At 66.9% G+C, this 25046-nt stretch carries 23 protein-coding genes and 1 pseudogene; 15 read left to right on the forward strand and 9 right to left on the reverse strand.

Translation table 11 applies throughout. The features are described from left to right. Window positions 1–280: pseudogene (locus DBR23_RS30825) on the forward strand (short chain dehydrogenase); the annotation flags it as partial. Between the two features lie 54 nt (window positions 281–334). Then, window positions 335–1465: an acyl-CoA dehydrogenase family protein gene (locus DBR23_RS16150; RefSeq protein WP_108498914.1), complete on the forward strand. Its 1131-nt coding sequence runs from the start codon at window positions 335–337 to the stop codon at window positions 1463–1465. A 63-nt stretch (window positions 1466–1528) separates the two neighbouring features. On the opposite strand, the gene DBR23_RS16155 is transcribed toward DBR23_RS16150, so the two are convergent. The 3 genes from DBR23_RS16155 to DBR23_RS16165 form a co-directional block, all read right to left on the reverse strand. Then, on the reverse strand, window positions 1529–2716 hold the full coding sequence (locus tag DBR23_RS16155; protein WP_108498915.1) for a hypothetical protein: 1188 nt from the start codon (window positions 2714–2716) through the stop codon (window positions 1529–1531). Window positions 2717–2970: 254 nt separating this feature from the next. Next, window positions 2971–5526, reverse strand: a complete 2556-nt coding sequence (locus DBR23_RS16160; protein WP_108498916.1) for an ATP-binding protein — start codon at window positions 5524–5526, stop codon at window positions 2971–2973. Beyond that, window positions 5526–6176, reverse strand: a complete 651-nt coding sequence (locus DBR23_RS16165) for a response regulator transcription factor (protein ID WP_056743754.1) — start codon at window positions 6174–6176, stop codon at window positions 5526–5528. Before DBR23_RS16165 ends, DBR23_RS16160 begins: the two co-directional genes overlap by 1 nt. 179 nt (window positions 6177–6355) lie before the next feature. Here DBR23_RS16165 and DBR23_RS16170 point away from each other — a divergent pair, with 179 nt between their 5' ends. Beyond that, window positions 6356–7432, forward strand: coding sequence for a hypothetical protein (locus DBR23_RS16170; RefSeq protein ID WP_108498917.1), 1077 nt, complete (start codon window positions 6356–6358; stop codon window positions 7430–7432). Window positions 7433–7589: 157 nt separating this feature from the next. On the opposite strand, the gene DBR23_RS16175 is transcribed toward DBR23_RS16170, so the two are convergent. The 3 genes from DBR23_RS16175 to DBR23_RS16185 form a co-directional block, all read right to left on the reverse strand. Next, window positions 7590–8726: a peptidoglycan-binding domain-containing protein gene (locus DBR23_RS16175; protein ID WP_233250493.1), complete on the reverse strand. Its 1137-nt coding sequence runs from the start codon at window positions 8724–8726 to the stop codon at window positions 7590–7592. Window positions 8727–8874: 148 nt separating this feature from the next. Continuing rightward, window positions 8875–9243, reverse strand: coding sequence for a DUF2237 family protein (locus tag DBR23_RS16180; protein ID WP_056057809.1), 369 nt, complete (start codon window positions 9241–9243; stop codon window positions 8875–8877). A 65-nt stretch (window positions 9244–9308) separates the two neighbouring features. After that, window positions 9309–9788, reverse strand: coding sequence for a DUF421 domain-containing protein (locus DBR23_RS16185; RefSeq protein ID WP_108498918.1), 480 nt, complete (start codon window positions 9786–9788; stop codon window positions 9309–9311). A 174-nt stretch (window positions 9789–9962) separates the two neighbouring features. On the opposite strand from DBR23_RS16185, the gene DBR23_RS16190 reads away from it, so the two are divergent. The 4 genes from DBR23_RS16190 to DBR23_RS16205 are packed head-to-tail and all read left to right on the forward strand — an operon-like array spanning window position 9963 to window position 13274. Beyond that, window positions 9963–10661: a DUF4197 domain-containing protein gene (locus tag DBR23_RS16190; protein ID WP_099729207.1), complete on the forward strand. Its 699-nt coding sequence runs from the start codon at window positions 9963–9965 to the stop codon at window positions 10659–10661. Between the two features lie 11 nt (window positions 10662–10672). Then, the gene (locus tag DBR23_RS16195) at window positions 10673–11122 is read left to right on the forward strand and encodes a YchJ family protein (protein ID WP_108498919.1); all 450 of its coding nucleotides are present in this window, start codon (window positions 10673–10675) and stop codon (window positions 11120–11122) included. A gap of 50 nt (window positions 11123–11172) precedes the next feature. Then, the gene (locus tag DBR23_RS16200; protein ID WP_108498920.1) at window positions 11173–11826 is read left to right on the forward strand and encodes an HAD family phosphatase; all 654 of its coding nucleotides are present in this window, start codon (window positions 11173–11175) and stop codon (window positions 11824–11826) included. 29 nt (window positions 11827–11855) lie between these two features. Further along, window positions 11856–13274, forward strand: a complete 1419-nt coding sequence (locus DBR23_RS16205) for a patatin-like phospholipase family protein (RefSeq protein ID WP_108498941.1) — start codon at window positions 11856–11858, stop codon at window positions 13272–13274. 30 nt (window positions 13275–13304) lie between these two features. Here the strand turns inward: DBR23_RS16205 and DBR23_RS16210 are convergent, their stop codons facing one another. The 3 genes from DBR23_RS16210 to DBR23_RS16220 form a co-directional block, all read right to left on the reverse strand. Continuing rightward, window positions 13305–13991, reverse strand: a complete 687-nt coding sequence (locus DBR23_RS16210; RefSeq protein ID WP_108498921.1) for a glutathione S-transferase family protein — start codon at window positions 13989–13991, stop codon at window positions 13305–13307. Window positions 13992–14160: 169 nt separating this feature from the next. After that, window positions 14161–14667, reverse strand: coding sequence for a hypothetical protein (locus DBR23_RS16215; RefSeq protein WP_108498922.1), 507 nt, complete (start codon window positions 14665–14667; stop codon window positions 14161–14163). Between the two features lie 208 nt (window positions 14668–14875). Beyond that, window positions 14876–16006, reverse strand: a complete 1131-nt coding sequence (locus DBR23_RS16220; protein WP_233250494.1) for an AraC family transcriptional regulator — start codon at window positions 16004–16006, stop codon at window positions 14876–14878. A gap of 106 nt (window positions 16007–16112) precedes the next feature. On the opposite strand from DBR23_RS16220, the gene DBR23_RS16225 reads away from it, so the two are divergent. The 8 genes from DBR23_RS16225 to DBR23_RS16260 all read left to right on the forward strand — a co-directional run bounded on the left by DBR23_RS16225 (window position 16113) and on the right by DBR23_RS16260 (window position 25027). Then, window positions 16113–17843 (forward strand): AMP-binding protein, encoded by a 1731-nt coding sequence (locus DBR23_RS16225; RefSeq protein ID WP_108498923.1) that lies wholly within the window; start codon window positions 16113–16115, stop codon window positions 17841–17843. A gap of 14 nt (window positions 17844–17857) precedes the next feature. Beyond that, the gene (locus DBR23_RS16230) at window positions 17858–19465 is read left to right on the forward strand and encodes a carboxyl transferase domain-containing protein (RefSeq protein WP_108498924.1); all 1608 of its coding nucleotides are present in this window, start codon (window positions 17858–17860) and stop codon (window positions 19463–19465) included. A gap of 16 nt (window positions 19466–19481) precedes the next feature. Then, the gene (locus tag DBR23_RS16235; RefSeq protein ID WP_108498925.1) at window positions 19482–19991 is read left to right on the forward strand and encodes a DinB family protein; all 510 of its coding nucleotides are present in this window, start codon (window positions 19482–19484) and stop codon (window positions 19989–19991) included. After that, a complete protein-coding gene (locus DBR23_RS16240) occupies window positions 19988–20773 on the forward strand; it encodes an enoyl-CoA hydratase/isomerase family protein (protein ID WP_108498926.1) in 786 nt (261 codons plus the stop codon). Before DBR23_RS16235 ends, DBR23_RS16240 begins: the two co-directional genes overlap by 4 nt. Window positions 20774–20785: 12 nt before the next feature. After that, window positions 20786–21505 carry a DUF4126 domain-containing protein gene (locus DBR23_RS16245; protein WP_108498927.1) on the forward strand — a complete coding sequence of 240 codons (720 nt, stop codon included), beginning with the start codon at window positions 20786–20788 and terminating at the stop codon, window positions 21503–21505. Then, entirely contained in the window at window positions 21506–23536 is a 2031-nt protein-coding gene (locus DBR23_RS16250) for an acetyl/propionyl/methylcrotonyl-CoA carboxylase subunit alpha (RefSeq protein ID WP_108498928.1), read from the forward strand. A 69-nt stretch (window positions 23537–23605) separates the two neighbouring features. Further along, entirely contained in the window at window positions 23606–24526 is a 921-nt protein-coding gene (locus tag DBR23_RS16255) for a glyoxylate/hydroxypyruvate reductase A (protein WP_108498929.1), read from the forward strand. Window positions 24527–24568: 42 nt separating this feature from the next. Next, window positions 24569–25027, forward strand: a complete 459-nt coding sequence (locus DBR23_RS16260) for a DUF3592 domain-containing protein (protein WP_108498943.1) — start codon at window positions 24569–24571, stop codon at window positions 25025–25027. Window positions 25028–25046: the final 19 nt, after the last annotated feature.

Genomic DNA, 25046 nt, shown 5'->3' on the forward strand with positions numbered 1-25046 from the left:
CATGTCGCAGATCGGCAGCGTGCCGAACAGCGGCTCGTGGCTTTACCGCACCAGCAAGGCCGCGCTCAACATGGCCGTGGCCGCCGCGCAGCACGACTACCCCGGCGCCACGCTGGTCACCATCGACCCCGGCTGGGTGCAGACCGACATGGGCGGCGGCGGTGCGCCGCTGACGGTAGAAGACAGTGTGCGCGGCCTGCGCAGCACGCTGGCCAGCGTGACCGCTGCCGACAAGGGCCGCCTGCTGCACTATGACGGCCGCCGCGCTGCCCACTGGTAGTGCGCAAGCCACCAAGCCCCCGAATTTTTGAACAACGACTCTGGAGACACTCCCATGCTGCTGACCCAAGACCAGGAAATGATCCGCGACGCGGTGCGCGACTTTGCGCAAACCGAGCTGTGGCCGAATGCCGCACGCTGGGACAAGGAACACCACTTCCCCAAGGAGGCCCACCAGGGCCTGGCCGCGCTGGGCGCGTATGGCATCTGCGTGCCCGAAGAGTTTGGCGGCGCCCACCTCGACTACCTCACGCTCGCGCTGGTGCTCGAAGAGATCGCCGCCGGTGATGGCGGCACTAGCACCGCCATCAGCGTGACCAATTGCCCGGTCAACGCCATCCTCGTGCGCTACGGCAACGCGCAGCAAAAGCGCGACTGGCTCACGCCGCTGGCGCGTGGCGAAATGCTGGGCGCGTTTTGCCTGACCGAGCCACATGTGGGCTCCGACGCCTCTGCCCTGCGAACCACGGCGGTGAAGCAGGGCGATGAATACGTGATCAACGGGGTCAAGCAGTTCATCACCAGCGGCAAGAACGGTCATGTGGCCATCGTCATCGCCGTCACCGACAAGGGCGCGGGCAAGAAGGGCATGAGCGCGTTTCTCGTGCCCACCAACAACCCCGGCTACGTGGTGGCGCGGCTGGAAGACAAGCTGGGCCAGCACAGCAGCGACACGGCGCAGATCAACTTCGACAACTGCCGCGTCCCCGCCGAGAACCTCATCGGCGCCGAGGGCGAGGGCTACAAGATCGCCCTGGGCGCGCTCGAAGGCGGCCGCATCGGCATCGCCGCGCAGAGCGTGGGCATGGCGCGCAGCGCGTTCGATGCGGCGCTGGCATATTCCAAAGAGCGCGAAAGCTTCGGCACCGCCATCTTCAACCACCAGGCCGTCGGCTTTCGCCTGGCCGACTGCGCCACGCAGATCGAGGCCGCGCGCCAGCTCATCTGGCACGCCGCCGCGCTGCGCGATGCCGGAAAGCCCTGCCTGAAGGAAGCCGCCATGGCCAAGCTGTTTGCCAGCGAAATGGCCGAACGCGTGTGCAGCGCCGCCATCCAGACGCTGGGCGGTTACGGCGTGGTGAACGACTTCCCGGTGGAGCGCATCTACCGCGACGTGCGCGTGTGCCAGATCTACGAAGGCACGAGCGACGTGCAGAAGATCATCATCCAGCGCGCGCTGGCCTGAGCCTGCGAGTCAGGTTTCTCGGCCCGCCTTTCGCCGGCCTTTCGGGCGCAGCTCAAAAAACGCTCAGCCCCTGAGGCGCAACTCGCGCTCCAGCAGCGCCAGCCGCTCGGGCTCGGCGTGGTGCCGGGCCACCGGCTGCACGCTGGCGAACACGGTGCGCCCCATTTCGGCACGCCCGCTCCAGGCCAGTGCCAGTGCGTAGTCGCAGGTGCATACGGCCAGTGAGGGCCAGGCGCCCGGGGCCTTGCGCACCAGCCCCAGAAACTGCTCACACGCCTTGCCCAGGTGGCTGGCGGCCTCGCCCGCCCGGGCCGGGTCGCGCAGCGCAATCATGCCCCGCACCCAGTCGATGAACGCTTGCCCGTGGGGTGGCAGCATGGCGGGCTGCAGCGTGTCCACGAGGCGCTGCGCTTCGTCGGTGTGGCCCGCGCGGGCCTCACCCAGGGCCAGGTCCAACTGCAAAGTGGGCTCTCCCGGCCGCTGCGCCATCAGCTCGCGCAGCCGGGCGGTAAAGCCCGCATGGTCGCCCGTGGCCAGGGGCAAGGTATAGATGCGGGCCAAGAATTCGCCTTCGTCCGCCGGGCGCATGGGGTGGATGCGCAAGCGCAGGATGGCGGCGTCCACCCCTTCGGCGCGCGCCTCGAACCAGGCCATGCGCACCGCGGCGTCCCAGGCGGGCTGCCGCAAGAACGCATGCCGTTCGGCCGCGCGGGCCAGCCGCTGGGCCAGCACGTCGAGGCGGGGCAGGTCGCCCGTGGCGTGCGCGTGCAGCATCTGCTGGTACGTGCGCTGAAACTGGTGCATGTAGGCAAAGACCCCCAGCGGCGCCAGCATGGCCAGTACCAGAATCCCTTGCACCCATGGGCTCCACTGGCGCCACACGGCCAGCGCCACCAGGGCCGCGCACACCAGCAGCCAGGTACGGTTGTTGCGCAGCAGCTGGCGCAGCGTGGTCCACAGGCCGGGGTTCTGCTGCGCTTCGATCTGGTCGCGCGCCAGCTGGCGCAGTGCCTTCACGTCCAGGGTGCCCAGTGCGTCGTCCGCCATCTCGGTCATCGCACGGGCATACAGCCCCGAGGTGTGCAACTGCACCTGGGTCAGCGGGGGCTGCTGCAGCGCCGCAATGGCCTGCATGGCTTCTTCGGCCGTCTGGGCATGCACGAAGCCCTCGGTGGGGCGGCCTTGCGCATCCTGCGCCTGGTACAGCCAGCGGGGCTGGCCGGGCGGTGGGGTGGTCCCGGTGGTGGTCATGGTGTGGCTCCCTCCTCATATGACTTGCCAGCGTGTCGGTGTCGCCGGTCGTTGGCTGCGGATGGTAGGGGGCTGCGTGATCGCCGCGTGCAGCGGGCAGACGGGCGGTGCACCGCTGGCAGACGACCGGTGCCGTGATACCTGCCTTTGCCTGAGCAGGCCGCAGGCAACAACCGCACGTTCTGCGGCGGCTGCGGCTTCGAAAGACACCGGTAGGTGTACTACCGCGCTATTGAAAAAGTAGCTGCCTGTGTTTATGGGAAAGGCACCGCGCTCTGGTCCTGCCGCCTGTTGCTGGGGGCTAGCCACTGCGCCAGCACAGCGTGCAGCTCTGCAGGGTTCACGGGCTTGCGCAGCACCAGGTAGCCCTCGTCTTCGGCGTCCCGCAAGGCGGGGGCGTCGAACTCGCCGCTGACCATCGCACCCCGGGCGGCAGGGCAGCGGGCCAGCAGCGTGCGCAGGATGTCAAAGCCGCTCTCGCCCGAGCGCAGTCGCTGGTCGCAGAAGATGGCATCTGGCACCAGGCCTTCGTCCAGCCGGCCATGGGCTTCGGCCCCGGTGGTGGCATAGGCTGCCGTCACGCCCCAGGCTTCGAGCATGGCGCGCCAGGCCTTGAGCACCTGGGGGTCATCGTCCAGCACCAGGCACTGGCCCTGCAGCGGGCGGTCCACGATGGACTGGCGGTGTGCCGCTGCGGGGGCGGTGGTCGCGCCTGCATCGGGTGCCACATGGGCTGGCAGCCGCAGCCAGAAGCGCGACCCCTGTCCCGCCAGCGAACGTACGCCGTACGCCGCCCCCAACTGCTCGGCGCACCGCGCCACCACAGCCAAGCCCAGGCCGTGCCCCGCTTCGTCCATCTGGTCGGCCCGCGCTCCCCGGTAGTAGGGGCTGAACACCCGGGCCTGATCGGCGGGGGCGATGCCAATGCCCGTGTCCCGCACCTCCACCAGCCAGTCACGGCCGCGTGCGCGTGCGCTCACCAGCACCTTGCCCTGCGGCGTGTAGCGGATGGCGTTCTGCACCAGGTTCGCCAGCGCCTGGCGCAGCAGCACCGGCTCGGCCCACACGGTGGCGCCACGGCGCGGCAGCCGCAGCCGCAGGGTCAGGCCGCCGAGGCTGGCTTGCTCGCGGAAGAGGCGCACAACGTCCGCCAGCAGCGCGCCAAGGTCCACGGCGGCTTTGTGGCCCAGCGGCTGCCCCGACTCCAGGCGCGACAGGTCCAGCAGCGCATTGAACAGCTGGCTCATGGCCTGCATGCTGGTGCGCAGGTCGGCCACCAGCGGGCGCAGGACCGGGTCGGTATTGCGCAGGTTGATCGCCTCCACCATCAAGGACATGGCGTGCACGGGTTGGCGCAGGTCGTGGCTGGCGGTGGCGAGGAACAGGTTTTTCTCGGTCAGGGCGCCTTCCGCCTGGCGCCGGGCTTCGGCCAGGGCCTCGTTGGCAGTGCGCGTGCGGCGGTACAGCCAGAAGCTGGCGCCCGCTGCAAGCAGTGCCAGTGCCACCGCAGCCGCCAGTCCGATCTGCTGCATGCGGCGCACGCGCAGCTCGGCATCCTGCACCCGGTTGGCCTGCGCCAGCTGCTCGATCTGGCGCTGCCGTTCAGCGCTGTCAAAGCGCTCCTGCAAGGCCGTCACGGCCTGGTCGCGCTCGGTATGGAACAGCTCCTTGGCCAGCGCCTGCTGCTTGCGGGTGGTGGCCATGGCCTCGCGGTAAAGACCGGCTTGCTCGTACATGCGCGACAGCTCGCCCAGCAGCTGCTCTTCCATGGGCAGGGAGCCCGCTTCGTGCACAAACCGGATGCCTGCCTCCACCTCATGCACCCCAGCCGCAATGCGGCCCTGGCCCATGAGTGCAAAGCCCAGATTGGCTTGCGCCATTGCGGCCCCGTTCAGCTCGTGTGCATTGCGGTACGCGGCCAGGGCCTCGCGCAATACGGGCTCGGCCGCGGCATACGCCTTGCGCTGCAGCAGGACGTCGCCCAGGTTGTTCAGCGCCGTGGCCTGGAGCCCGGTGAGCCCTCCAGCGCGGGCGATCTGCAAGGACTGCCGGTAGGCGGCCACGGCGGTGTCGAGGTTGCCCTGCACGTTTTCCACATTGCCACGGTGCAGGTGCAGCCAGCCCAGCGCCTGCCGGGCGTCCAGCTTTTCGGCCAGGGGCAGCGTCTCGCGGATGGTTTGCAGCGCCCGGTCCGGGTTCTTCATGTCGAAGTGCAGCAGCTCCAGGTGGGTGCGCGACCGCAGCTCAGACGTGGCCGCCTGGCGTGGCAGCGTGCGCGAGAGTTCCAGGCTGCGCAGCAGGTGGGTCATCGCCGTTTCGAACTGGCCGTTGCCGCTGTGCAGGGCGCCCAGCGTCAGGTGATAGAGCCAGCGCACCCAGGGGTCGGGTGCGCGCTCGGCGGCGGCCGCTTCGCGCGCCAGTGCGTCCAGTCCGGCGCGTGTTTTTCCCGCCACGGCCAGTTGCCGGGCCTCGAAGCAGACAGCCAGCACCTGCGACGACGGATCTTTTTGCTCAGCGGCGAGCGCCTTCAGCTGCGCAATGCCCTCGGTCACCACCGTCGCCTGCCCGGTCTCGAAGGCCGCGTCTGTCAGCGCCGCCAAGTAAGTGCGCCGGGTCGCGGCATCGGCCGCGTTGGCAAAACGTGCCGCAGCGGCTTGCAGCGCCTGCACGGCCTCGGCGCTGTTGCGTTGCGACAGGTTTTGCAGCCGGTCCAGCTCGGCCAGGTCCGGGTTCAGTGCCTGCGCCCTTGCGGGCAATGCCGTCTGCAGGCACAAGGCCGCGACCAGCACCACAGCCCGGACGAGGCGCATCAGGGCAGCTCCAGCCGCCGCCCGCGCAGCAGGGTGATGGCCTCGACCCGTGTGCGCACCCGCAGCCGCTCCAGGATGCCCGTCACGTGCTCCTTCACGGTGCTCTCTGCAATATCCAGCTGCGATGCAATGCGCTTGTTGGGCAGTCCCTGCAGCACCAGCGCAAGGATCTGGCCCTGCCGCGCAGACAGGCCCAGCTCGGCCGGTGTCACCGGCAGGTCGCGGCTGCGCAGCGGCTGGCTGCCCGGATGACCCGGCTCAAACCAGACCAGCCCACTCAGCAAGGCCTCCACCGCCAGCCCGAAGGTTTCAGGCGCTGCTTGTTTGTGGATGAAGCCCTGCGCGCCTGCCTGCCGGGCCTGGTCCATCACGGCGGGGTCATCGTCGCCACTGATCACCGCGATGGGCATTCCGGGGCAGTGGTTGCGCACCTGGGCGATCAGGCCCACGGCGGCGCCTTCTGCCAGCCAGAAGTCGATGAGCGCGATGGCCGGTGTGCCCCGCGTGTCCACCCAGCGCAGAAGGTCGTTTGCCCCTGCGGCCACCACCACGTCCATCTGCGGCAGTCGCGCGCGCAGGAATTCGGCCATGCCGTGTGCCACCAACGGATGGTCGTCAAGGATGAGCGCGTAGTGAGAGGTGGAGGACATGCGGTGGTGGAGGGGCGCAACCCGGCGGGATGCCGGTGCCAGAAGGTATGCCTGCGGGCAAATTCTGCCAAGTGTTCAGCAGGATGGGCGGCGCGCAAACCCTACCAGCGTAGGGTTTCGCACGGGATGGGGTGCTGCGCAGAATCCGCGCTCCATTCACCATCACGAGGTTTCTGTTCATGACACGACAAGCCAGCGCAACGGGTGCCGGGCGCACCTGGCACTCTGCACGACCTATCTTCCGCTGGGCCCCCCTGGGCCTGGCTGCCGCCTTGCTGGTGGGCTGCGGCGGTGGTGATGACGACAACGGCACGCCTCCGCCCAGCGCTGGCGCATTCAGTATCGGCGGCGCGGTCAGCGGCCTGGGGGCTGGCAAAACGGTGACGCTGCAGAACGCCGGCAAGGACGACCTGACCGTGAATGCCAATGGCAACTTCGTGTTCGTCACGCGTCTGGACAACGGCATTGCCTATGCCGTCACCGTGAAGACCCAGCCCAGCGGGCAGCGCTGCACGGTGACGGAAGGCACCGGTACAGCCACTGCCAACGTGAGCAACGTGCAGGTGCGCTGCGAAAACCTGGCGGCTGCCACCTACACGGTGGGCGGCTCGGTCAACGGCCTGGCGGGTGGCGCGGTGGTGCTGCAGAACAACGGGCGCGACGATCTGTCGGTCTCCAGCAACGGCGGCTTCACGTTCGGCACGGCACTGGCGGGTGGCACGGCCTACGCCATCACGGTGCGCACGCAGCCTTCGGGCCAGAGCTGCACGGTGCGCAACGGAACGGGCACGGTAGGGTCGGCCAATGTGAGTTCGGTGGACGTGAGCTGCGCGACGGCGGCGCTGGGGCTGCCGGAGGGCGACTGGAAGCAGGAGCTGTGCGTGGTGGTGCGGCCAGGAACCTGGGGGCGCTCGCTGTGGCGCATCACCCGCCAGAGCGACACCCGCGTGGTGGGGCAGATTGGCGTGGTGACCTATGCCGACGCCAACTGTTCCGGCACGGGCACCGTTGCCGGTCCGCTGACCGATGTGGGCAATGTGGCGTTCGACCGCAACGGCAGCACCGCCACGCTGACCGCTTTCTGGGGGCTGTGGACCCAGCCGTCGGGCCTGACATCGCGCGCCGTCTGGGCACGCAAGGGGCCCCGCCTGTGCATCTTTGGCGATCAGATACCCACCGCGTTCCCGACGGCGGCCAGCGTGGAGAGCTACGTGGACACCGTCCTGCCCGCCAAGACCTGCTACACGCAAAACTGAGTGCTGGGGGCTGTACAGCCCCCCAACCAACCCAAAGCCCCCGCAGCGAAGTTGCTGCGGGGGCTTTTCTTTGCTCGGATGTGATCCGCTTTGTGTTGGAGCGCGCCCATTGCTGCAGGGCCACCCGCCCCGGTGTCCCCGGGGCATCCCTCAGGCTTCAGCGAGCGAGTTCCGCCGCCGTCGCCGCATCCAGCCGCCCGGATGTGGGCAGCCCTTTGTCCTTCTGAAAGGCGCGCAGCGCTGCCGTAGTCTTGCCGCCCATGGCGCCATCGGGCGTGCCCGCGTTGTAGCCCAGCTCGTTCAGGCGGGCCTGCGCATCGCGCAGCGAAAGTCCTGCGGTGGCTCCATTGTTTTGCGCGGCAGCACGCGCGGCCGATGTCTGCGAGGGCGGTGCGGCGCCGTCCACACTCAGCCGCCCGCCACCCCCCAGGCCCTGGCCCTTCACCGTTTGGGCGCGGTAGTTGCGCAGCGACTGCACCATCTGGTTGAACGCATCCATGAAAGCGGCCGCAATCACCTTGCCTTCGGCCGTGTTGGAGTAGCCGCCCATGCGCGCGCCGCCCGATCCGCCCAGCAGTTGCCCCATGGCGCCAAAGTCGGTCTTGGCGGCACTGCCTTCCGACGCCGCCACTTGCACACCGGATCGGTTGTCGATGAGCGTGAGCAGCGCGCTGGCCTCCTTGGTGTTCATGTTGCCGCCGATGGCTGCCAGCAGGCCCCCCGCACGGCCACCGACCAGGCCTCCCAGCGAGGCGGAGGCACCGCCAGCGTTGTTGTTCTGGAACACGATTTCGGGCGACAGGCCATAGTCCGAGGCCACCATCTGCCCCTGGCCAAACTGGCTGCCCTGCCGCATTTCGCCCGACTGCATCAGCGCGCGCTCGCGCGTCATCGCGTTCATGCCGGCGGCGCCGCGCTCCACCACCACAAAGCAGTTGGACTGCTGCACCAGCAGGCGCAGCAGGTTGGCGGTGGGTGGCAGGCGGTACTGGTCGCGCAGGATGGTGTACCAGCCAGCCTGCTGGTTTTCGATCAGCGAGACGGTGCCCAGCGGGCTTTCGCAACGCTCCAGCGAGTCGCTGGCACCGGTAGAGGCTCCGCCGGCAGCGCTGCCGGTGGCCACGGTCTTGGCATCGGCGCTGCCCATGCGCATGTTGGTGGTCTCGCAGCCGCTCAGCAGTGCAGCAGCGGCCACGGCCGCGCTGACTGCGCACAGGCGCAGCGGGGTGGTTGAACGGGGCGGGGTGGCAGCGGCACGTGCGCGCCGCAGCGGGGCAGGAAGGGTGATAGTCATGGTGACGGATGTGGCCGCATGTGCAGCGAAAGGGAGGAACACAAAGTCCTGATCTTTCGCCGTGCAGCCAATCACCGGCAACCCGACAGAGGTAGGGTGCAAGGGGGGCGCACCCGGCCCGGAGTGCGCCCCGCGCTTGTCAGAACGGTCAGCTGCTGGACAGCGCCGCGCTCTGCAACTGCGCCAGCGTCACAAACTCCAGTGCGCGGGCATGGGTGCATTCCAGGATCACCGGCGGTGCCACACCCGCCTCGTAGGCTTCCTTCCAGCGCAGGGCGCACAGGCACCAGCGGTTGTTGGCCTTGAGTCCTGCAAACCGGTATTCGGGCCGGGGGGTGATGAGGTCATTGCCCCGCGACAGCGAGAAGTCCAGAAACGCCTGTGTCATGCGTGCGCAGATCACGTGGGTGCCGTGGTCGTGCTCGTCGGTGTTGCAGCAGCCATCGCGGTAGTAGCCGGTCAGCGGGTCGTAGGAGCAGGGCATCAGCATGGTGCCCAGAACGTTCAGTGCAGTCATATCGGGTCGCGTGTGTTGTGAGGGCCTATGGGGGGCGCAGATTGTTGGAGTGGGCGCGGGGCGGCTCAGCCCTCTTCGCCACGGCGGCGCAGCACCACGGTGATCTGCCCGTTGGTCTCGATGGTGGCGCGTTCCACTTCGTGCGCGTGCAGGCAGCCACCGGCGCGCAGTGCGGCCTCCACGTCGTCGCGGGTCAGCAGCTCCTTGCGCATCAGCGCCTGGTTCAGCTCGCCCTGGTGGATCAGCACCTGGGCCTTGCCGTCCACCCAGCGCCCGATGCGCGGGAAGTGGAACGCCAGCCGCGCCAGCGCCACATGCAGCAGCATCAGCGTGCTGGCAGAGACCAGCCCGCCCACGAGCGAGTTGTCGCCCGCGTTCATCGAGTTCTGCACCGCGTTCGACAGGATCAGCAGCAGGATCAGGTCAAACGGCTCGTACTGCCCTGTCTGCCGCTTGCCCGACAGGCGCATGAACACCAGCAAGAACAGATACACCACCACGCCGCGCAGCACAAACTCCCACCACGGCACACTCATTTGCCACATTGCAAGGTTCCTTGTTGGATGCTTGGGTGGGGCCAGTCTACGGCCTGCGGCTTGCCCCTCATTCGCTGAGCGAAAATCCCGGGCAATCCCCCGCACGGCTCCGGCACAGTGCGCCCTCATTGCAGTGGCGGCCGAGTGGGCCTCCTCTGCTGCCCCCATCGAAAGTACCGCCCCATGCAACGCCGCCAATTCCACCAAACCAGCCTCATGGGGGCGCTGCTGTGCGCCACTGCGCAGCACGCCTGGGCGCTGTCGCTGGGCGACCTCACCAATGCCGACGCCTCCAGCGGCCTCAAGGCCGCGCTGACCCAGGGCGCGCAGGCGGCGGTGTCGCTGCTGGGCCGCAATGACGGGTTTCTGGGCAACCCCAAGGTGCGCATCGGCCTGCCGGGCTACCTGGACGACGCCGCCAAGGTGATGAAGTCGCTGGGCCAGGGCAAGCGCATCGATGAGCTGGTCGTGTCCATCAACCGCGCTGCCGAAGCGGCCGTGCCCATGGGCAAGGACCTGCTAGTGGGCGCGGTGCAGAACATGACAGTGACCGATGCCAAGAACATCCTCACCGGCGGCGACAACTCGGTGACCGCCTTTTTTGCCGACAAGACGCGCACGCCACTGGGCCAGCGCTTTCTGCCGGTGGTGAACCAGGCCACCGAGAAAGTCGGCCTCACGCAGAAATACAACGCCTTCGCGGGCAAGGCCGCGAGTTTTGGCCTGCTGAAGGCCGAAGACGCCAACCTGGCGCAGTACGTCACCGGCAAGACGCTGGACGGCCTGTACCTCATGATCGGCGAAGAAGAGCGCAAGATCCGCCAGGACCCTGCCGCCGCCGGCAGCGCCATCGCGCGCAAGGTGTTTGGTGCCTTGCGCTGAAGGGCATCACGATGCCTTTGCCACAGCCTAACGACCCCTGCCCCTGCGGGCGCCTGGCGCCTGCGGGCCCGGGTGGCAGCAAGGGCAAAAGCGCAGCCCCCTTGCCATTCGCCAGCTGTTGCGGCCGTTACCTGGCGGCACCTGGGCTGGATGCCATGGCCGCCCTCGATGCCGAAAGCCTCATGCGGTCGCGCTACACCGCCTTTGCGTGCGAGCGGGCCGACTACCTGCAGGCCACCTGGCACGCCAGCACGCGCCCGGCCACGCTCGACTTTGATGCGGGGGCCAAATGGCTCGGGCTGGACGTGCGCCGATACGTCGCCACCGATGCCGACCACGCCGTGGTCGAGTTTGTGGCCCGCTACCGTGTCGCTGGGCGCGCCGTGCGCCTGCACGAGACCAGCCGTTTTGTGCGCGAGGGTGGGCGCTGGTTCTATGTCGATGGAGACCTCCATGGCTGAAATTCAAGCCAAAACCACCTCGCGCGCTAGTGCAATATGTCTTGATAGCTATGAAATTTGAAGCAATCCTGTTTGACTGTGACGGCGTGCTGGTGGACAGCGAGCCCATCACCAACGGCGTGCTGCGCGACATGCTGGCCGAGGCCGGGTGGGTGCTGACGCCGGAAGAGTGCATGCGCCTTTTCATCGGCAAGATGGTGCGCAGCGAGGCCGCGCGCATTGAGCACCACACGGGCCGCCCACTGACCGACGAATGGATGTCGGCCTTCTACGCGCGCCGCAATGCTGCGCTGGAGGCTCAGCTCACCGCCATCGAGCACATCCACGGCGCTGTTGAGCGTGTGCACGCCCACCACGGCGGGCGCATTGCCTGTGCCTCGGGGGCCGACCGTTTCAAGGTCGAGATGCAGTTGGCCAAGGTGGGCCTGGCGCCGTACTTTGCGGGCCACATCTTCAGCGGCCACGAAATGCCCGCCACCAAGCCCGCACCCGATGTGTACCTTGCCGCCGCTGCAGCGCTGCAGGCAGCGCCCTCGCGCTGTGCGGTGGTCGAAGACACGGTGACCGGCGTCACCGCCGGTGTGGCTGCCGGGGCCACCGTGTTTGCCTACGCCCCGCTGGACGATGGGGCCGCGCTGCGGGCTGCAGGGGCGCAGCACGTGTTTCGCAGCATGGCCGAGCTGCCCGGCTTGCTCGGCTGCTGACACGGGTGCACAGAAAAAGGGACATGGCGATGAACACCTTTGCGCGGGCCATGAAGCACACGGTACTGGCTGCCGCCCTGGCGTTGCTGGCGGGCTGTTCGTCGGTCAAACCCTGGATCAACGAACCCCTGCCTGCGGGCGATCAGAACATCCCTGTGCGCAAGTCCGAGCGCGACCCGACCATCCTCGTGGCCGTCACGCTGTCAGGCGGTGGGGCGCGGGCCGCCGCGTTTGGCTATGGCGTGCTGACCGAGCTGCAGCAGACGCGGTTTGTGTGGAACGGCAACCCCACCACCTTGCTGGACGCCACTGATGTTGTCAGCGGTGTGTCGGGCGGCAGCATTGTGGCGGCCTACTTTGCGGCGCATGGCATCGAGGGGCTGCCACGCTTTGAACAGGACTTTCTGCGCCAGAACTTCCAGAACAGCCTCATCACCCAGGCGCTGCGCCCCGGTAATCTGATCGACCTGACCTCCCCCTGGCTGGGCCGCACGCACCTGCTGGCACGGCGGCTGGACGAGCTGTATGGCGGCCTCACCTTTGGCGACGTGGAGCGGCGCCCGCGCCACCCGCAGCTGTTCATCACCGCCACCGACATGTCGCTGGGCACCGGCTTTGAGTTCACCTGGGAGCAGTTTTCGCTGATCTGCTCAGACCTGCGCAAGGTGCCGCTGTCGTTCGCCGTGGCGGCCTCGTCGGCGGTGCCGCTGCTGCTGAGCCCGATGACGCTCAAGAACTACGCCGACCAGTGCCCCGATCGTCCCTCCCCATCGGTCGCCGCGGCGGCAGCGGGCGACTACCGCGTGCGGCTCAATCGCGCCCATGAACTGAGCTATGTGGATGCGCAGCGCAAGCCCTACATCCATCTGGTCGATGGCGGCCTGGCCGACAACCTGGGGGTGCAGCGCCTGCTGGACCGCGCCTTGGCCAATGGCGGCCTGCGCCAGACCTTCAGCGAGGTCGGCATACCGCCTGCCACCATCCGCAAGCTGGTGCTGATCACGGTAAACGCCGAGCGCGATCCCTCGGTCAACATCGACATGAGCGACAAGGTGCCCAACATGGCGCAGGTGGTGGACGCCCTGCTGTTCGGCACCGGCGCCCGCGCCACGCGCGAGACGCAAGAGTTCTTGCGCGACATCACACGCCAATGGCAGCGCTCGCTGGCGTCAGGCCCCACCGGCGCCAACGACGTGTTTGCGCCCGACGCAGAGATCCACGTCATCCCCGTCAACCTGCGCGACGCCCCCGACGACATCGCACGCCGCCGCTTGCTGCAGGTGCCCACGGCGTTCTCGATCACGTCGGAAGAAGTCACCGACCTCATCGAGGCGGGCGGCAGCGTGCTGCGCCACTCGCCCGAGTTCCGGGCGCTGGTGCAATCGCTGCTCAGCCCCGATCCCCATGCGCCACATGCACCGCCAGCGGGGCTGCAGGCCAAGGACTGAGGGCGCGCGCTCAGGGGTTCTGGAGAGCGCTCAGGGCCGCGTATCCGGCGCCGGGGTTGTGGGCACGCCCTGCTCCTCGGCAGCCCGCACCTGCGCCGCCATGGCACGCTGGTAGCCGGGCCGCTGCTGCAGCCGCTGCCAATAGGCCTGCGTGGCCAGGCCAAACTGCGCATCCAGCCCCAGGTGCTGCGCCAGCAGCAGCGCATACCCCACCGCCACATCCGCCGCCGTGAAGCGGCCCGCGCACAGGTGCTCGGTGCGGCTGTGGGTCAGGGCCGTTTCTACGGCGCGCAGCCGGGCCAGGAACCAGCGGCTGTAGTCCTCCACCACCTGCGGCTGCTGCCGCTCCGCAGGCTCAAACCGCCCATAGCGCAGCACCAGCGTCTGCGGAAAGGTCAGCGTGGCATCGCTCATGTGCAGCCAGTTCAGGTAGGCGCCATACGCCGGATGCGTGGGTGCCACATCCAGCCCCGCGTCGGGGTGTGTGGCGGCGAGGTACTGGCACATCGCCGCCGATTCGGTCATGCGCACCTCGTTCGGCGCGGCGCCCTGCACCAGCAGCGGCACCGTGCCCAGCGGGTTCTCGTCCAGAAACCACCGCGCCTTGGCGCGGGGCGGGAAGGGAAGCATGTGGAGCTGGTAGGGGAGTTGCAGCTCTTCGAGCATCCACAGGGGGCGGAAGGAGCGGGCGCTGATGCAGTGGTGGAGGTGGAGCATGTAGTGGGTTCGCCTTGTCGTTCTTTTGGGCACTCAACGCTGCTTGGGTGGTACTGGGCTATGCCCTGAATTGGCAGACTGTTGTAGTGATTGATCCAAGCGCCATTCAAAGCTAAATTGTCTAGTGGGTCGCGTTGCTACCTAACCGTGTATCCGTTTCGTTCGCATGTTAGGTTTTCTGACTTTCTCTTGGGGGGATGGCGCGAATGGCATAGCCGCTACCCCTGCCCATAATCGCAAATGAAAGGGCTGCCCAAACCAGAATCCCGAGCCCGGCTAGGCCGAAGGACGAGTGCGTCTTCAGCGATAGATACACAACTAGAGCCGTACCAATGAGGGCGATTGCGCTTTGTAGCCCCCGTCGAGGCACAACGTACTCTGTTGCCAAGGCGGCAACGGGGTGGCCGTTTTCACGTAACACACATTCAAAAATCCCTCGACGCATGTTCTTAGTGGAAAGCTCCAGCGAATACTTGGATCCGTTCAAGGTGAGCTCGTGCACGGACGTCAGAGCAATCTTTCGCCTCACAGCTACCAGGGCGTCGTTTAAATAAAGTTCCTCCTTACCGGTGAGGGACGAAATCCAGAGAGCGAAACGATTGTCTGCGTGTTGAAACACGAACCAGAGCCCTCCAAAGACGCTGGCAGACGAGGTTGAAGGAACGCGCTGCGCCATGTGAGTCCTAGCGTTAGTGTGTTGGCGGAGAGGTTCTGGGATTGCAATTTGGCCGCATTGCGAGGCGAATTGCTCTTTTGAGAAGGAGTATTTTGAGGATGCTGAGTAAACGTTCGGATGCAATCAAGGCCGCGATGATCCTGTCTCTCCCGTTGCCAAGTTTAAGTGTCTCGGGCGCCGACTTTGTCTGCATTCGCTAGGTTGTTCACTACACCCTCACCACCCGCCGAAACTCCGCAGGCGACTGCCCCGTCCACCCCCGGAACGCCCGGATAAAACTCTTCTCGTTCTCAAACCCCGCCGCCTCGGCCACCTGTTTGATGGGCCGCTGCGTGCGGTGCAGCAGTTCCACCGCGCGGGTGCGGCGCACCTCGTCTTTCAGGCCTTGCAGCGTGGCGCCTTCTTCCTTCAGCTGCCGGTGCAGTGTGCGCGGCGACACATGCAGCAGCGCGGCCAGCGAATCCGCGCTGTGCTGGGGCAGGGCGTGGGCCGGTTGCCCCGGCAGGGGGGCAGCCAGCAACTGGCGCACGCGCTGCACCAGCAGGCGGTCGCGGCGGTAGTGCAGCACGGTCAGGGGCAGGGCGTGCTGCAGCATCTGGCGCAGGGCCTGTTCGTCGCGGCGAAGGGGCAGGTGCAGATAGCGGGCGTCAAAGTGCAGGGCGGTGCGTGGCACGTGGAAGGTGACGGGGCCACGGAACAGCACGGCGTAGGCATCGGCATGCGGGGGCGCATCAAAGGCAAACTCGGCGGCGATGAGGGGGATGCGCGAGTCCACCATCCAGCAGGCCAGGCCGTGGGCATTGCGCAGTACCGACACCAGACAGAACTCGCGCAGCGCGCCCAGGTCGCGGGCCTCAGTGATGGCCAGGGTGGCGGTGTCGCCCTGGGTGGTGAGGTGCAGCGCAATGTCGTCTGCCAGCAGGCCATGGTGGCGGCACCAGCGGGCCAGGGCCACCTGCAGCGTGGGCGAGCTGATGCTGGCGCGCGCCAGCATGCCGTAGCTGCCCCAGGGCAGGCGGCGGCTGAACCAGCCCAGGGCTTCGTCGTCCAGCTCCTGCATGGCGGCGTCGGAGATCTGTTCCATCTGCCAGGCGGTGATGCGGGCGCTGTCGTCTTGCAGCAGCTGCGGCGCAATCTGTGCCTGGGCCAGGGCGCGTTCGGGGCTCATGCCGCGCCGTTCATAGGCCAGAGCAATGGCGCGCACGAACGCGATGGGCGTGGCCGCCGGTGCGATGGGCGTCGCTGCGGGGGCTGTGGCGGAAGCAGGCAGGCGGTGGGCGATAGAGGCAGGTGATTTCACGTTACAGAGTGTGCCAGCCGTGGCACGATTTGCAACCATTGTGGCAACCCGGCCGGGCCGTGGGCTTCTATGCTTGCCTATGCTTTCGAATGGCTTGCCACGCGTGCTCTGCCCGCGCTGGCCGGATGACCGAGGAGACAAACCCGTGACGACTGCAGCCGCAACACAATCCGCACCGCTGGTGGACAGCTACGCCCGTGGCGCTACCGATGTTCCCCTGATCGAGCAAACCATCGGCGCCTTCTTTGCCGACATGGTGGCCCGCCAGCCCGAGCGCGAGGCGCTGGTTAGCGTGCACCAGGGCCGCCGCTACACCTACGCCCAATTGCAGACCGAGGCGCACCGCCTGGCCAGCGCGCTGCTGGGCATGGGGCTCACCCCCGGCGACCGCGTGGGCATCTGGTCGCACAACAACGCCGAATGGGTGCTGATGCAGCTGGCCACCGCGCAGGTGGGCCTGGTGCTGGTCAACATCAACCCGGCCTACCGCACGTCCGAAGTCGAATACGCGCTGAACAAGGTGGGCTGCAAGCTGCTGGTGACCATGGCCCGCTTCAAGACCAGCGACTACTTGGGCATGCTGCGCGAGCTGGCGCCCGAATGGCACCACCAGCAGCCGGGCCAGCTCGGCTCCGTGAAGCTGCCCCACCTGAACACGGTGGTCTGGATCGATGAGGCAGGGCAGGGCGCCGACGAACCGGGCCTGATGCGATTTACCGACCTGCTGGCACGCGGCAACGCGGCCGACCCGCGCCTGGCGCCCATCGCAGCGACGCTCAAGGCCACTGACCCCATCAACATCCAGTTCACCAGCGGCACCACGGGCTTCCCCAAGGGGGCCACGCTCACGCACCGCAATATCCTGAACAACGGCTTCTTCATTGGCGAATGCATGAAGCTCACGCCCGAAGACCGGCTATGCATCCCCGTGCCGCTGTACCACTGCTTTGGCATGGTCCTGGGCAACCTGGCCTGCCTCACGCATGGCTCTGCCATCGTGTACCCCAATGACGGATTCGACCCGATCACCGTGCTGCAGACGGTGCAGGACGAGCGCTGCACCGGCCTGCACGGCGTGCCCACCATGTTTATTGCCGAGCTGGATCACCCGCGTTTTGCCGAGTTCAACCTCAGCACCCTGCGCACCGGCATCATGGCGGGCTCGCCCTGCCCCACCGAGGTGATGAAGCGTGTGGTGGAGCAGATGAACCTGCGCGAAATCACCATCGCCTACGGCATGACCGAGACCAGCCCCGTGAGCTGCCAAAGCAGCACCGACACGCCGCTGGACAAGCGCGTATCGACCGTGGGCCAGGTGCAGCCGCACCTGGAGGTGAAGATCGTGGACCCTGACACGGGCGCCATCGTTTCCGTCGGCCAGCGCGGCGAGTTCTGCACCAAAGGCTATTCCGTCATGCACGGCTACTGGGGCGATGAGGCCAAGACCCGCGAGGCCATCGACGACGGCGGCTGGATGCACACCGGCGACCTGGCCACCATGGATGCCGAGGGCTATGTGAACATCGTCGGCCGCATCAAGGACATGGTGATCCGTGGCGGCGAGAACATCTACCCGCGCGAGATCGAAGAATTTTTGTACCGCCACCCGCAGGTGCAGGACGTGCAGGTGGTGGGTGTGCCCGACCAGAAGTACGGTGAGGAGCTGTGCGCCTGGATCATCGCCAAGCCCGGTACGCGGCCCACCGAGGACGACATCCGCGCCTTCTGCAAGGGCCAGATTGCGCACTACAAGGTGCCGCGCTACATCCGCTTTGTCACCAGCTTTCCAATGACGGTGACGGGCAAGATCCAGAAGTTCAAGATCCGCGACGAGATGAAGGACCAGCTGGGCCTGGAAGAACAGAAAACCGCTTGAAAGAGCCACAACGTATGACCATTCTTGACACCCAACTCAATGCCCGCTCGGCGGACTTTCTGGCCAATGCCGCCGCCATGCGCACACTGGTGGATGACCTGCGCGCGCAGCTCGACAAGGTTGCCCAGGGCGGCGGCGAGGCGGCCCGCGCCAAGCACACGGCGCGGGGCAAGCTGCTGCCGCGCGAGCGCGTGCAGATGCTGCTGGACCCGGGAACGCCGTTCCTCGAACTGGCGCCGCTGGCCGCGCTCAACATGTACAACAACGACGCGCCCAGCGCGGGGCTCATTGCGGGCGTTGGCCGCGTGAGCGGCGTGGACTGCATGATCGTGTGCAACGACGCCACGGTGAAGGGCGGTACCTACTACCCGCTCACCGTCAAGAAGCACTTGCGCGCGCAGGAAGTGGCGCAGCAGAACCACCTGCCCTGCATCTACCTGGTGGACTCGGGCGGCGCCAACCTGCCCAACCAGGACGAAGTCTTTCCTGACCGCGACCACTTCGGCCGCATCTTCTTCAACCAGGCCAACATGAGCGCCATGGGCATCTCGCAGATCGCCGTGGTCATGGGATCGTGCACGGCAGGTGGTGCCTACGTGCCGGCCATGAGTGACGAGTCCATCATCGTCAAGAACCAGGGCACCATCTTTTTGGGTGGCCCGCCGCTGGTCAAGGCCGCGACGGGCGAGGTCGTGACGGCCGAAGACCTGGGCGGCGGCGACGTGCACACCCGCCTGTCGGGTGTGGCCGACCACCTGGCGCAGAACGATATGCACGCGCTGCAACTGGCACGTAATGCAGTGCGCAATTTGAATAAAAACAAGCCGCAGGCGCCCGCAGATCATGCGCCGGTAGCTCCTAAATTCGCAGCAGACGAGCTGTACGGCGTGATTCCCGTGGACACGCGCAAGCCGTTCGATGTGCGCGAGATCATTGCGCGCATCGTGGACGGCAGCGAGTTCGACGAGTTCAAGGCGCGCTACGGCACCACACTGGTCACGGGCTTTGCACGCATCGAAGGGATGATGGTCGGCATCATCGCCAACAACGGCATCCTGTTCAGCGAGTCGGCGCTCAAGGGTGCGCACTTCATCGAGCTGTGCTGCCAGCGCAAGATCCCGCTGGTGTTCCTGCAGAACATCACCGGCTTCATGGTGGGCCGCAAGTACGAGAACGAAGGCATCGCCCGCAACGGCGCCAAGATGGTGACGGCCGTTGCCACGGCCAGCGTGCCCAAGTTCACCATCATCATCGGCGGCAGCTTTGGCGCAGGCAACTATGGCATGTGCGGCCGCGCGTACTCGCCCCGCTTCCTGTGGATGTGGCCCAACGCGCGCATCAGCGTGATGGGCGGCGAGCAGGCCGCAGGCGTGCTGGCCACGGTGAAGCGCGACGGCATCGAAGGCAAGGGCGGCCAGTGGAGCATGGAGGAGGAGGAAGCCTTCAAGGCCCCCATCCGCCGTCAATACGAAGACCAGGGCCACCCCTACTACGCCACTGCGCGCTTGTGGGATGACGGTGTGATCGACCCCGCCGACACCCGCCGTGTGCTGGCGCTGGGGCTGGCCGCCACGCGCAATGCGCCCATCGAAGACACCAAGTTCGGCCTGTTCCGTATGTAACCCGCCGGGAGCCGCCATGGACGCTGTTGCGCATTTCACCCAGCTGGCACGCTACAACGTGTGGGCCACGGCGCGCCTGCTCGATGCCGTGCGGGCGCTGCCGGAAGAGGACTACCGGCGCGATGTGGGGTTGTTCTTCCACAGCATCCACGGCACGCTCAACCACCTGCTGGTGGGCGAGCACCATCTGTGGTTCGTGCGCTTTGCCGAAGGCATCTCGCCCAAGGTGGCGCTGGACGCCGAGCTGGAGCCCGACCGCGCGCAACTCGATGCCCGGTTGCGCGAAGGCGCTGCCCGCTGGGCACCGTTGATTGCTTCGTTCTCGCCTGATCGCTGGAGCGGCACGCTCGACTACACCACCATGCGTGGCACGGCGGCATCGCTGCCGTTTGCGGCCACGCTGGCGCACGTGTTCAACCACGGCACGCACCACCGGGGTCAGATCACTGCGGCATTAACCGCGCTGGGCCAGCCCTGTCCCGAGCTGGACCTTGTCTACTTTCTGCAAAACCCGTCCAAGCCATGAGCAGCCAGAACCTTTCCATCACCCAAACCGGCGCCGTGGCGCGCATCACGCTCACGCAGCCTGAGATTCGCAACGCCTTCAGCGATGAGGTCATTGCCGAGATCACCGCCGCCTTCAAAGATGTGGGTGGGCGTGCCGATGTGCGCGCCGTGGTGCTCGCCGCAGAAGGCCCTGCCTTTTGCGCCGGTGCCAACCTCAACTGGATGCGCCGCATGGCCGACTACACGCGCGACGAAAACATCGCCGATGCAGGCAAGCTGGCCGAGATGCTGCGCGTGATCTACGAATGCCCCAAGCCCACGATTGCCCGCGTGCAGGGCGATGTATATGCAGGCGGCATGGGCTTGGTGGCCGCGTGCGACATGGCCGTGGCCGTGGACACGGCAGGCTTTTGCCTCAGCGAGGTGAAGCTGGGGCTCATCCCCGCCACCATCAGCCCCTATGTGATCCGTGCCATGGGTGCACGTGCTGCGCACCGCTACTTCCTCACGGCAGAGCGTTTTGGCGCGGCCGAAGCCTTGCGCATTGGGTTTGTGCACGAGGTCGTGGTGGCTGACCAGCTCGACGCCAAAGTGGACGAACTGCTCAAGGCCCTGACCAGCGCCAGCCCCAACGCTGTGCGCGTGTGCAAGAAGCTGGTGATGGATGTGGCAGAGCGGGAGATCAACGCGGGCCTCATCGCCGCCACGGTGCAGGGCATTGCCGACATCCGCGCCAGCGATGAGGGCAAGGAGGGCGTGCAGTCCTTCCTTGCCAAGCGCAAGCCCAACTGGTTGGGCTGACCGGTATCGCCCATGGACACCCTCTGGTTCAACATCGTGCAGTGGCTTCACACGCTAGGGCTGCATGTGGATGGCGGCACGGCGCGCGCCGTGGGCGACGCGGCAGCCACAGCAACTGCGAAGCTCGACATGCCCAGCCTGCTGGCGCTGGCCGCCGCACTGGGCTGGGCCAGCGGGTTCCGGCTGTATGCCGTGGTGTTCCTGGTCGGCATGATGGGCGTGCTGGGCTGGATGCCGCTGCCGCCAGGCCTGGCGATGCTGCAGCACCCGCTGGTGCTGATGGTCAGCGGCTTCATGCTGATGGTGGAGTTTTTTGCCGACAAGGTGCCCTGGGTGGACAGCGCCTGGGATGCCGTGCACGCCTTCATTCGCGTGCCTGCGGGCGCCGCCTTGGCCTATGGCGTGTTTGGCGCCGACAACGCCACCATGGCCGTGGTGGCGGGACTGCTGGGGGGCTCCCTCTCGGCAACGGCGCTGGCCACCAAGATGACCACCCGCGCCGCCGTGAACACCTCGCCCGAGCCGTTTTCCAACTGGGGTCTGTCGTTCTTTGAAGACGGTCTGGTGGTGGCTGTGGTGTGGCTGGCCACGCAGTACCCGGTGGCCTTTGGCATCGCGCTGGTGGTGATGGTAGCGGTGTCGGTGCTGCTGCTGGTGGTGCTGTTCCAATTTCTGCGCGCCGTGGTGCGGCGTTTGTCCTCTTTCTTTTCTGGTTCTGCCAAGGTGGCTTAGATGTTTACGAAAATTTTGATTGCCAATCGCGGTGAGATCGCTTGCCGAGTGGCCGCCACGGCCAAGCGCCTGGGCGTGAAAACCGTCGCCGTGTATTCCGACGCCGACGCCAATGCCAAACATGTGGCCGTGTGCGACGAGGCCGTGCACATCGGCGGCAGCGCGCCCAAGGACAGCTACCTGCGCTGGGAGCGCATCATCGAGGCCGCTAAGGCCACGGGCGCGCAGGCCATCCACCCTGGCTACGGTTTTCTGAGCGAGAACGAAGACTTCGCCAAGGCCTGTTCCGACGCGGGCTTGGTTTTCATTGGCCCCCCCGCCAGCGCCATCAATGCCATGGGGCTGAAGGCCGAATCCAAGCGCCTCATGGAGCAGGCCCAGGTGCCCCTGGTGCCCGGCTACCACGGTGCTGACCAGGACCCGGCGCTGCTGCAACGCGAGGCGGATCGTATTGGCTATCCGGTGCTCATCAAGGCCAGCGCCGGCGGCGGCGGCAAGGGCATGCGCGCCGTGGACAAGGCCGAGGATTTTGCGGCGGCGCTCGACTCCTGCAAGCGCGAGGCCATCAACAGCTTTGGTGACGACGCGGTGCTGGTCGAAAAGTACGTGCAGCGCCCGCGCCACATCGAGATCCAAGTGTTTGGCGACACGCACGGCAACTGTGTGTACCTTTTTGAGCGCGATTGCTCCGTGCAGCGCCGCCACCAGAAGGTGCTGGAGGAAGCGCCTGCGCCGGGCATGACGCCCGAGCTGCGCGCCCGCATGGGCGAGGCTGCCGTGGCCGCCGCCAAGGCTGTGAACTATGTGGGCGCGGGCACGGTGGAGTTCATCGTCGAGCAGCCCGGCGGCTACGACGCGCCCGAGCAGATGAAGTTCTACTTCATGGAGATGAACACCCGCCTGCAGGTGGAGCACCCTGTGACCGAGGCGATCACCGGCCTCGACCTGGTGGAGTGGCAGCTGCGTGTAGCGTCGGGCGAGCCCTTGCCGCTCCAGCAGCAAGACCTGCGCATCATCGGCCACGCCATCGAAGCCCGCATTTGTGCCGAGAACCCCGACAACAACTTCCTGCCCGCGACCGGTGCGCTCAATGTGTATGCGCTGCCCGATTGCGTGACGTTTGAACGCGGCGCGGTGCGCGTGGATTCCGGCGTGCGACAGGGCGATGCGATCAGCCCGTTCTACGACTCCATGGTGGCCAAGCTCATCGTGCACGGCGACACGCGCGAACAGGCGTTGGCGCGGCTGGACGAGGCGCTGGCCCAGACCCACATCGTGGGCCTGGCAACCAACGTGCAGTTTTTGCGCCGCGTGGCACGCACCGATGCGTTTGCCCGCGCCAAGCTGGACACGGCGCTGATCCCGCGTGAGCAGGCTGTGTTGTTCCACCAGGAACCCGTGGGCTTGCCCCTGGCCGCTGCGGCGGCCGTGGCGCAGGCCCTGCTGAATGAGCGTACGAGCGAGGGCGTGGACCCGTTCAGCCGCCGCGACGGCTTTCACACGCATGGCGTGGTGCAGCGCCGGTTTGAATTTGAATTTGGCGGTGAACACGCCAAGGCGCTGCTGACTTACGAGCGCGGTGGCGGCTTGCACTTGAAGGTGGGCGAGGGCGACGCTGCCGTGTCCGGTTCGTTGGTCTTTGGCGCAGCGCCCCAGGGCGCCATCGAGTTGCAGTTCGCCGGCCAGCGCACGCGCGCTGCCGTGTACGCGCAGGGCGAGGTGGACCATGTGTTCACCCCGCTGGGCGCCACGCAGATCACCGCCATCGACCTGCTGGCCCACGCGGGCGAGGCAGCGGCTGAAGGCGGACGCCTCACAGCCCCCATGCCCGGCAAGGTGGTGTCGTTTGCCGTGAAGGCGGGCGACAAGGTTGCCAAGGGGCAGCCACTGGCGGTGATGGAGGCCATGAAGATGGAGCACACCATTGCCGCCCCAGCCGACGGCGTGGTGCAGGAGCTGCTGTACGCGCCAGGCGACCAGGTGCCCGAGGGGGCAGAGCTGCTCAAGCTGGTAGCCGCCGACAAGGCCTGAGCCACGCAGTGTCCCGAGTCGTCTGCAGGTGACAGCGCAGGGGGCCCAATGCGGCTACGCTTGGGCCCCATGAAAATCACCTTTTGCTGTACCGATGCCAAGCCCGAGCCCTGGCTCCAGGGCTTTTCCGCCGCGCTGCCCGGCGTTGAGATTTCTGTTTGGCAGCCCGGCGCCCCGCAGGCCGACTACGCCGTGGTCTGGGCACCACCCCAGCAGTTCATGGACGAACAGCCGGTGCTCAAAGCCCTGTTCAACATTGGCGCGGGGGTGGATGCCCTCCTCAAGCTGCGCTTGCCTCCCAAGGCCCTGGTGGTGCGGCTGGATGATGCGGGCATGGCCGTGCAGATGGCTGAATATGTGTGCCACGCGGTCATCCGCCACTTCCGCGAGTTTGATGGCTATGAGGCCGACACCCAGGCGGGCCGCTGGGGCTACCGCAAGCCACGCCTGCGCAGCGACTATCCCATCGGTGTGATGGGCCTGGGCGTGCTGGGCGAGCGGGTTGCCAAGGCGCTGGCGCAGTTTGAATTTCCCATCAACGGCTGGAGCCGCAGCCCCAAGGCCATCGACGGCGTGCGCGGCTTTGCGGGCGCAGATCAATTCAATGACTTTCTGGCCGCGAGCCGCGTCCTGGTCAACCTGCTGCCGCTCACGCCCGATACGACCAACGTCATCAACAAGGGCACGCTCGCTCGCCTGCAGCCGGGTGCCTACGTGATCAATGTGGCGCGCGGCGCGCACCTGGTGGACGAAGACCTGGTGGCCGCCATCGACAGCGGCCATGTGGCAGGCGCCACGCTCGATGTGTTCCGCACCGAGCCGTTGCCCGCAGGCCATGCGTTCTGGACGCACCCGCGCATCACCGTCACGCCCCACACCTCGGCGCGCACGCTGCGCGACGAGAGCATTGCCCAGATCGCACGCAAGATGGTGGCGCTGGAGCACGGCGAGGCGGTGGCGGGCGTCGTGAACCCCGCGCGGGGCTACTGAGGCCGTCGGTCCACGCGCTCGCCAGCGTAGAGAATGGCGGACATGAGCACCTCCACGTTTCGTCGTTTCTTTGGCCTTTTGGGCTGGATGCTGCTGGTGCCCAGCGCCTTGACCGCGCTGGGCGCGGCGTGGTTGTTGGCCTCTGGCATGAACATGCTGGGCGACACGCACACCGCCAAGGGCCGGGTGGTGGCGCATGAAGAAATCATGACAGGCCCATCCCACCGCCGGGGGCTTGCCAAGAAAAGCATTGTGGAGTTTGTGGCGGGCGATGGGCGAACCTACAGCTTCACGGATTCGGTCGCACGCCAGCAGCAGGCCATCCACAAGGTGGGTGAGACTGTTTCGGTGCGCTACTCCGCCAAGGACCCGGTGCAGGCGGAAATCTGCAGTTCCACCACCGTGAAGATAGTGATCGGTGCAGTGATGCTGCTCTCCAGCGCCATCGGTATGGCAGTGGGCTGGCTGTTGCTGCGCTTGCGCCCCAGGTCTGTCGCATAGCCCTCTGTGCGCGGACACA

It is taken from the genome of Acidovorax sp. HMWF018 (genome assembly GCF_003061035.1).
Lineage (GTDB): Bacteria > Pseudomonadota > Gammaproteobacteria > Burkholderiales > Burkholderiaceae_C > Acidovorax > Acidovorax delafieldii.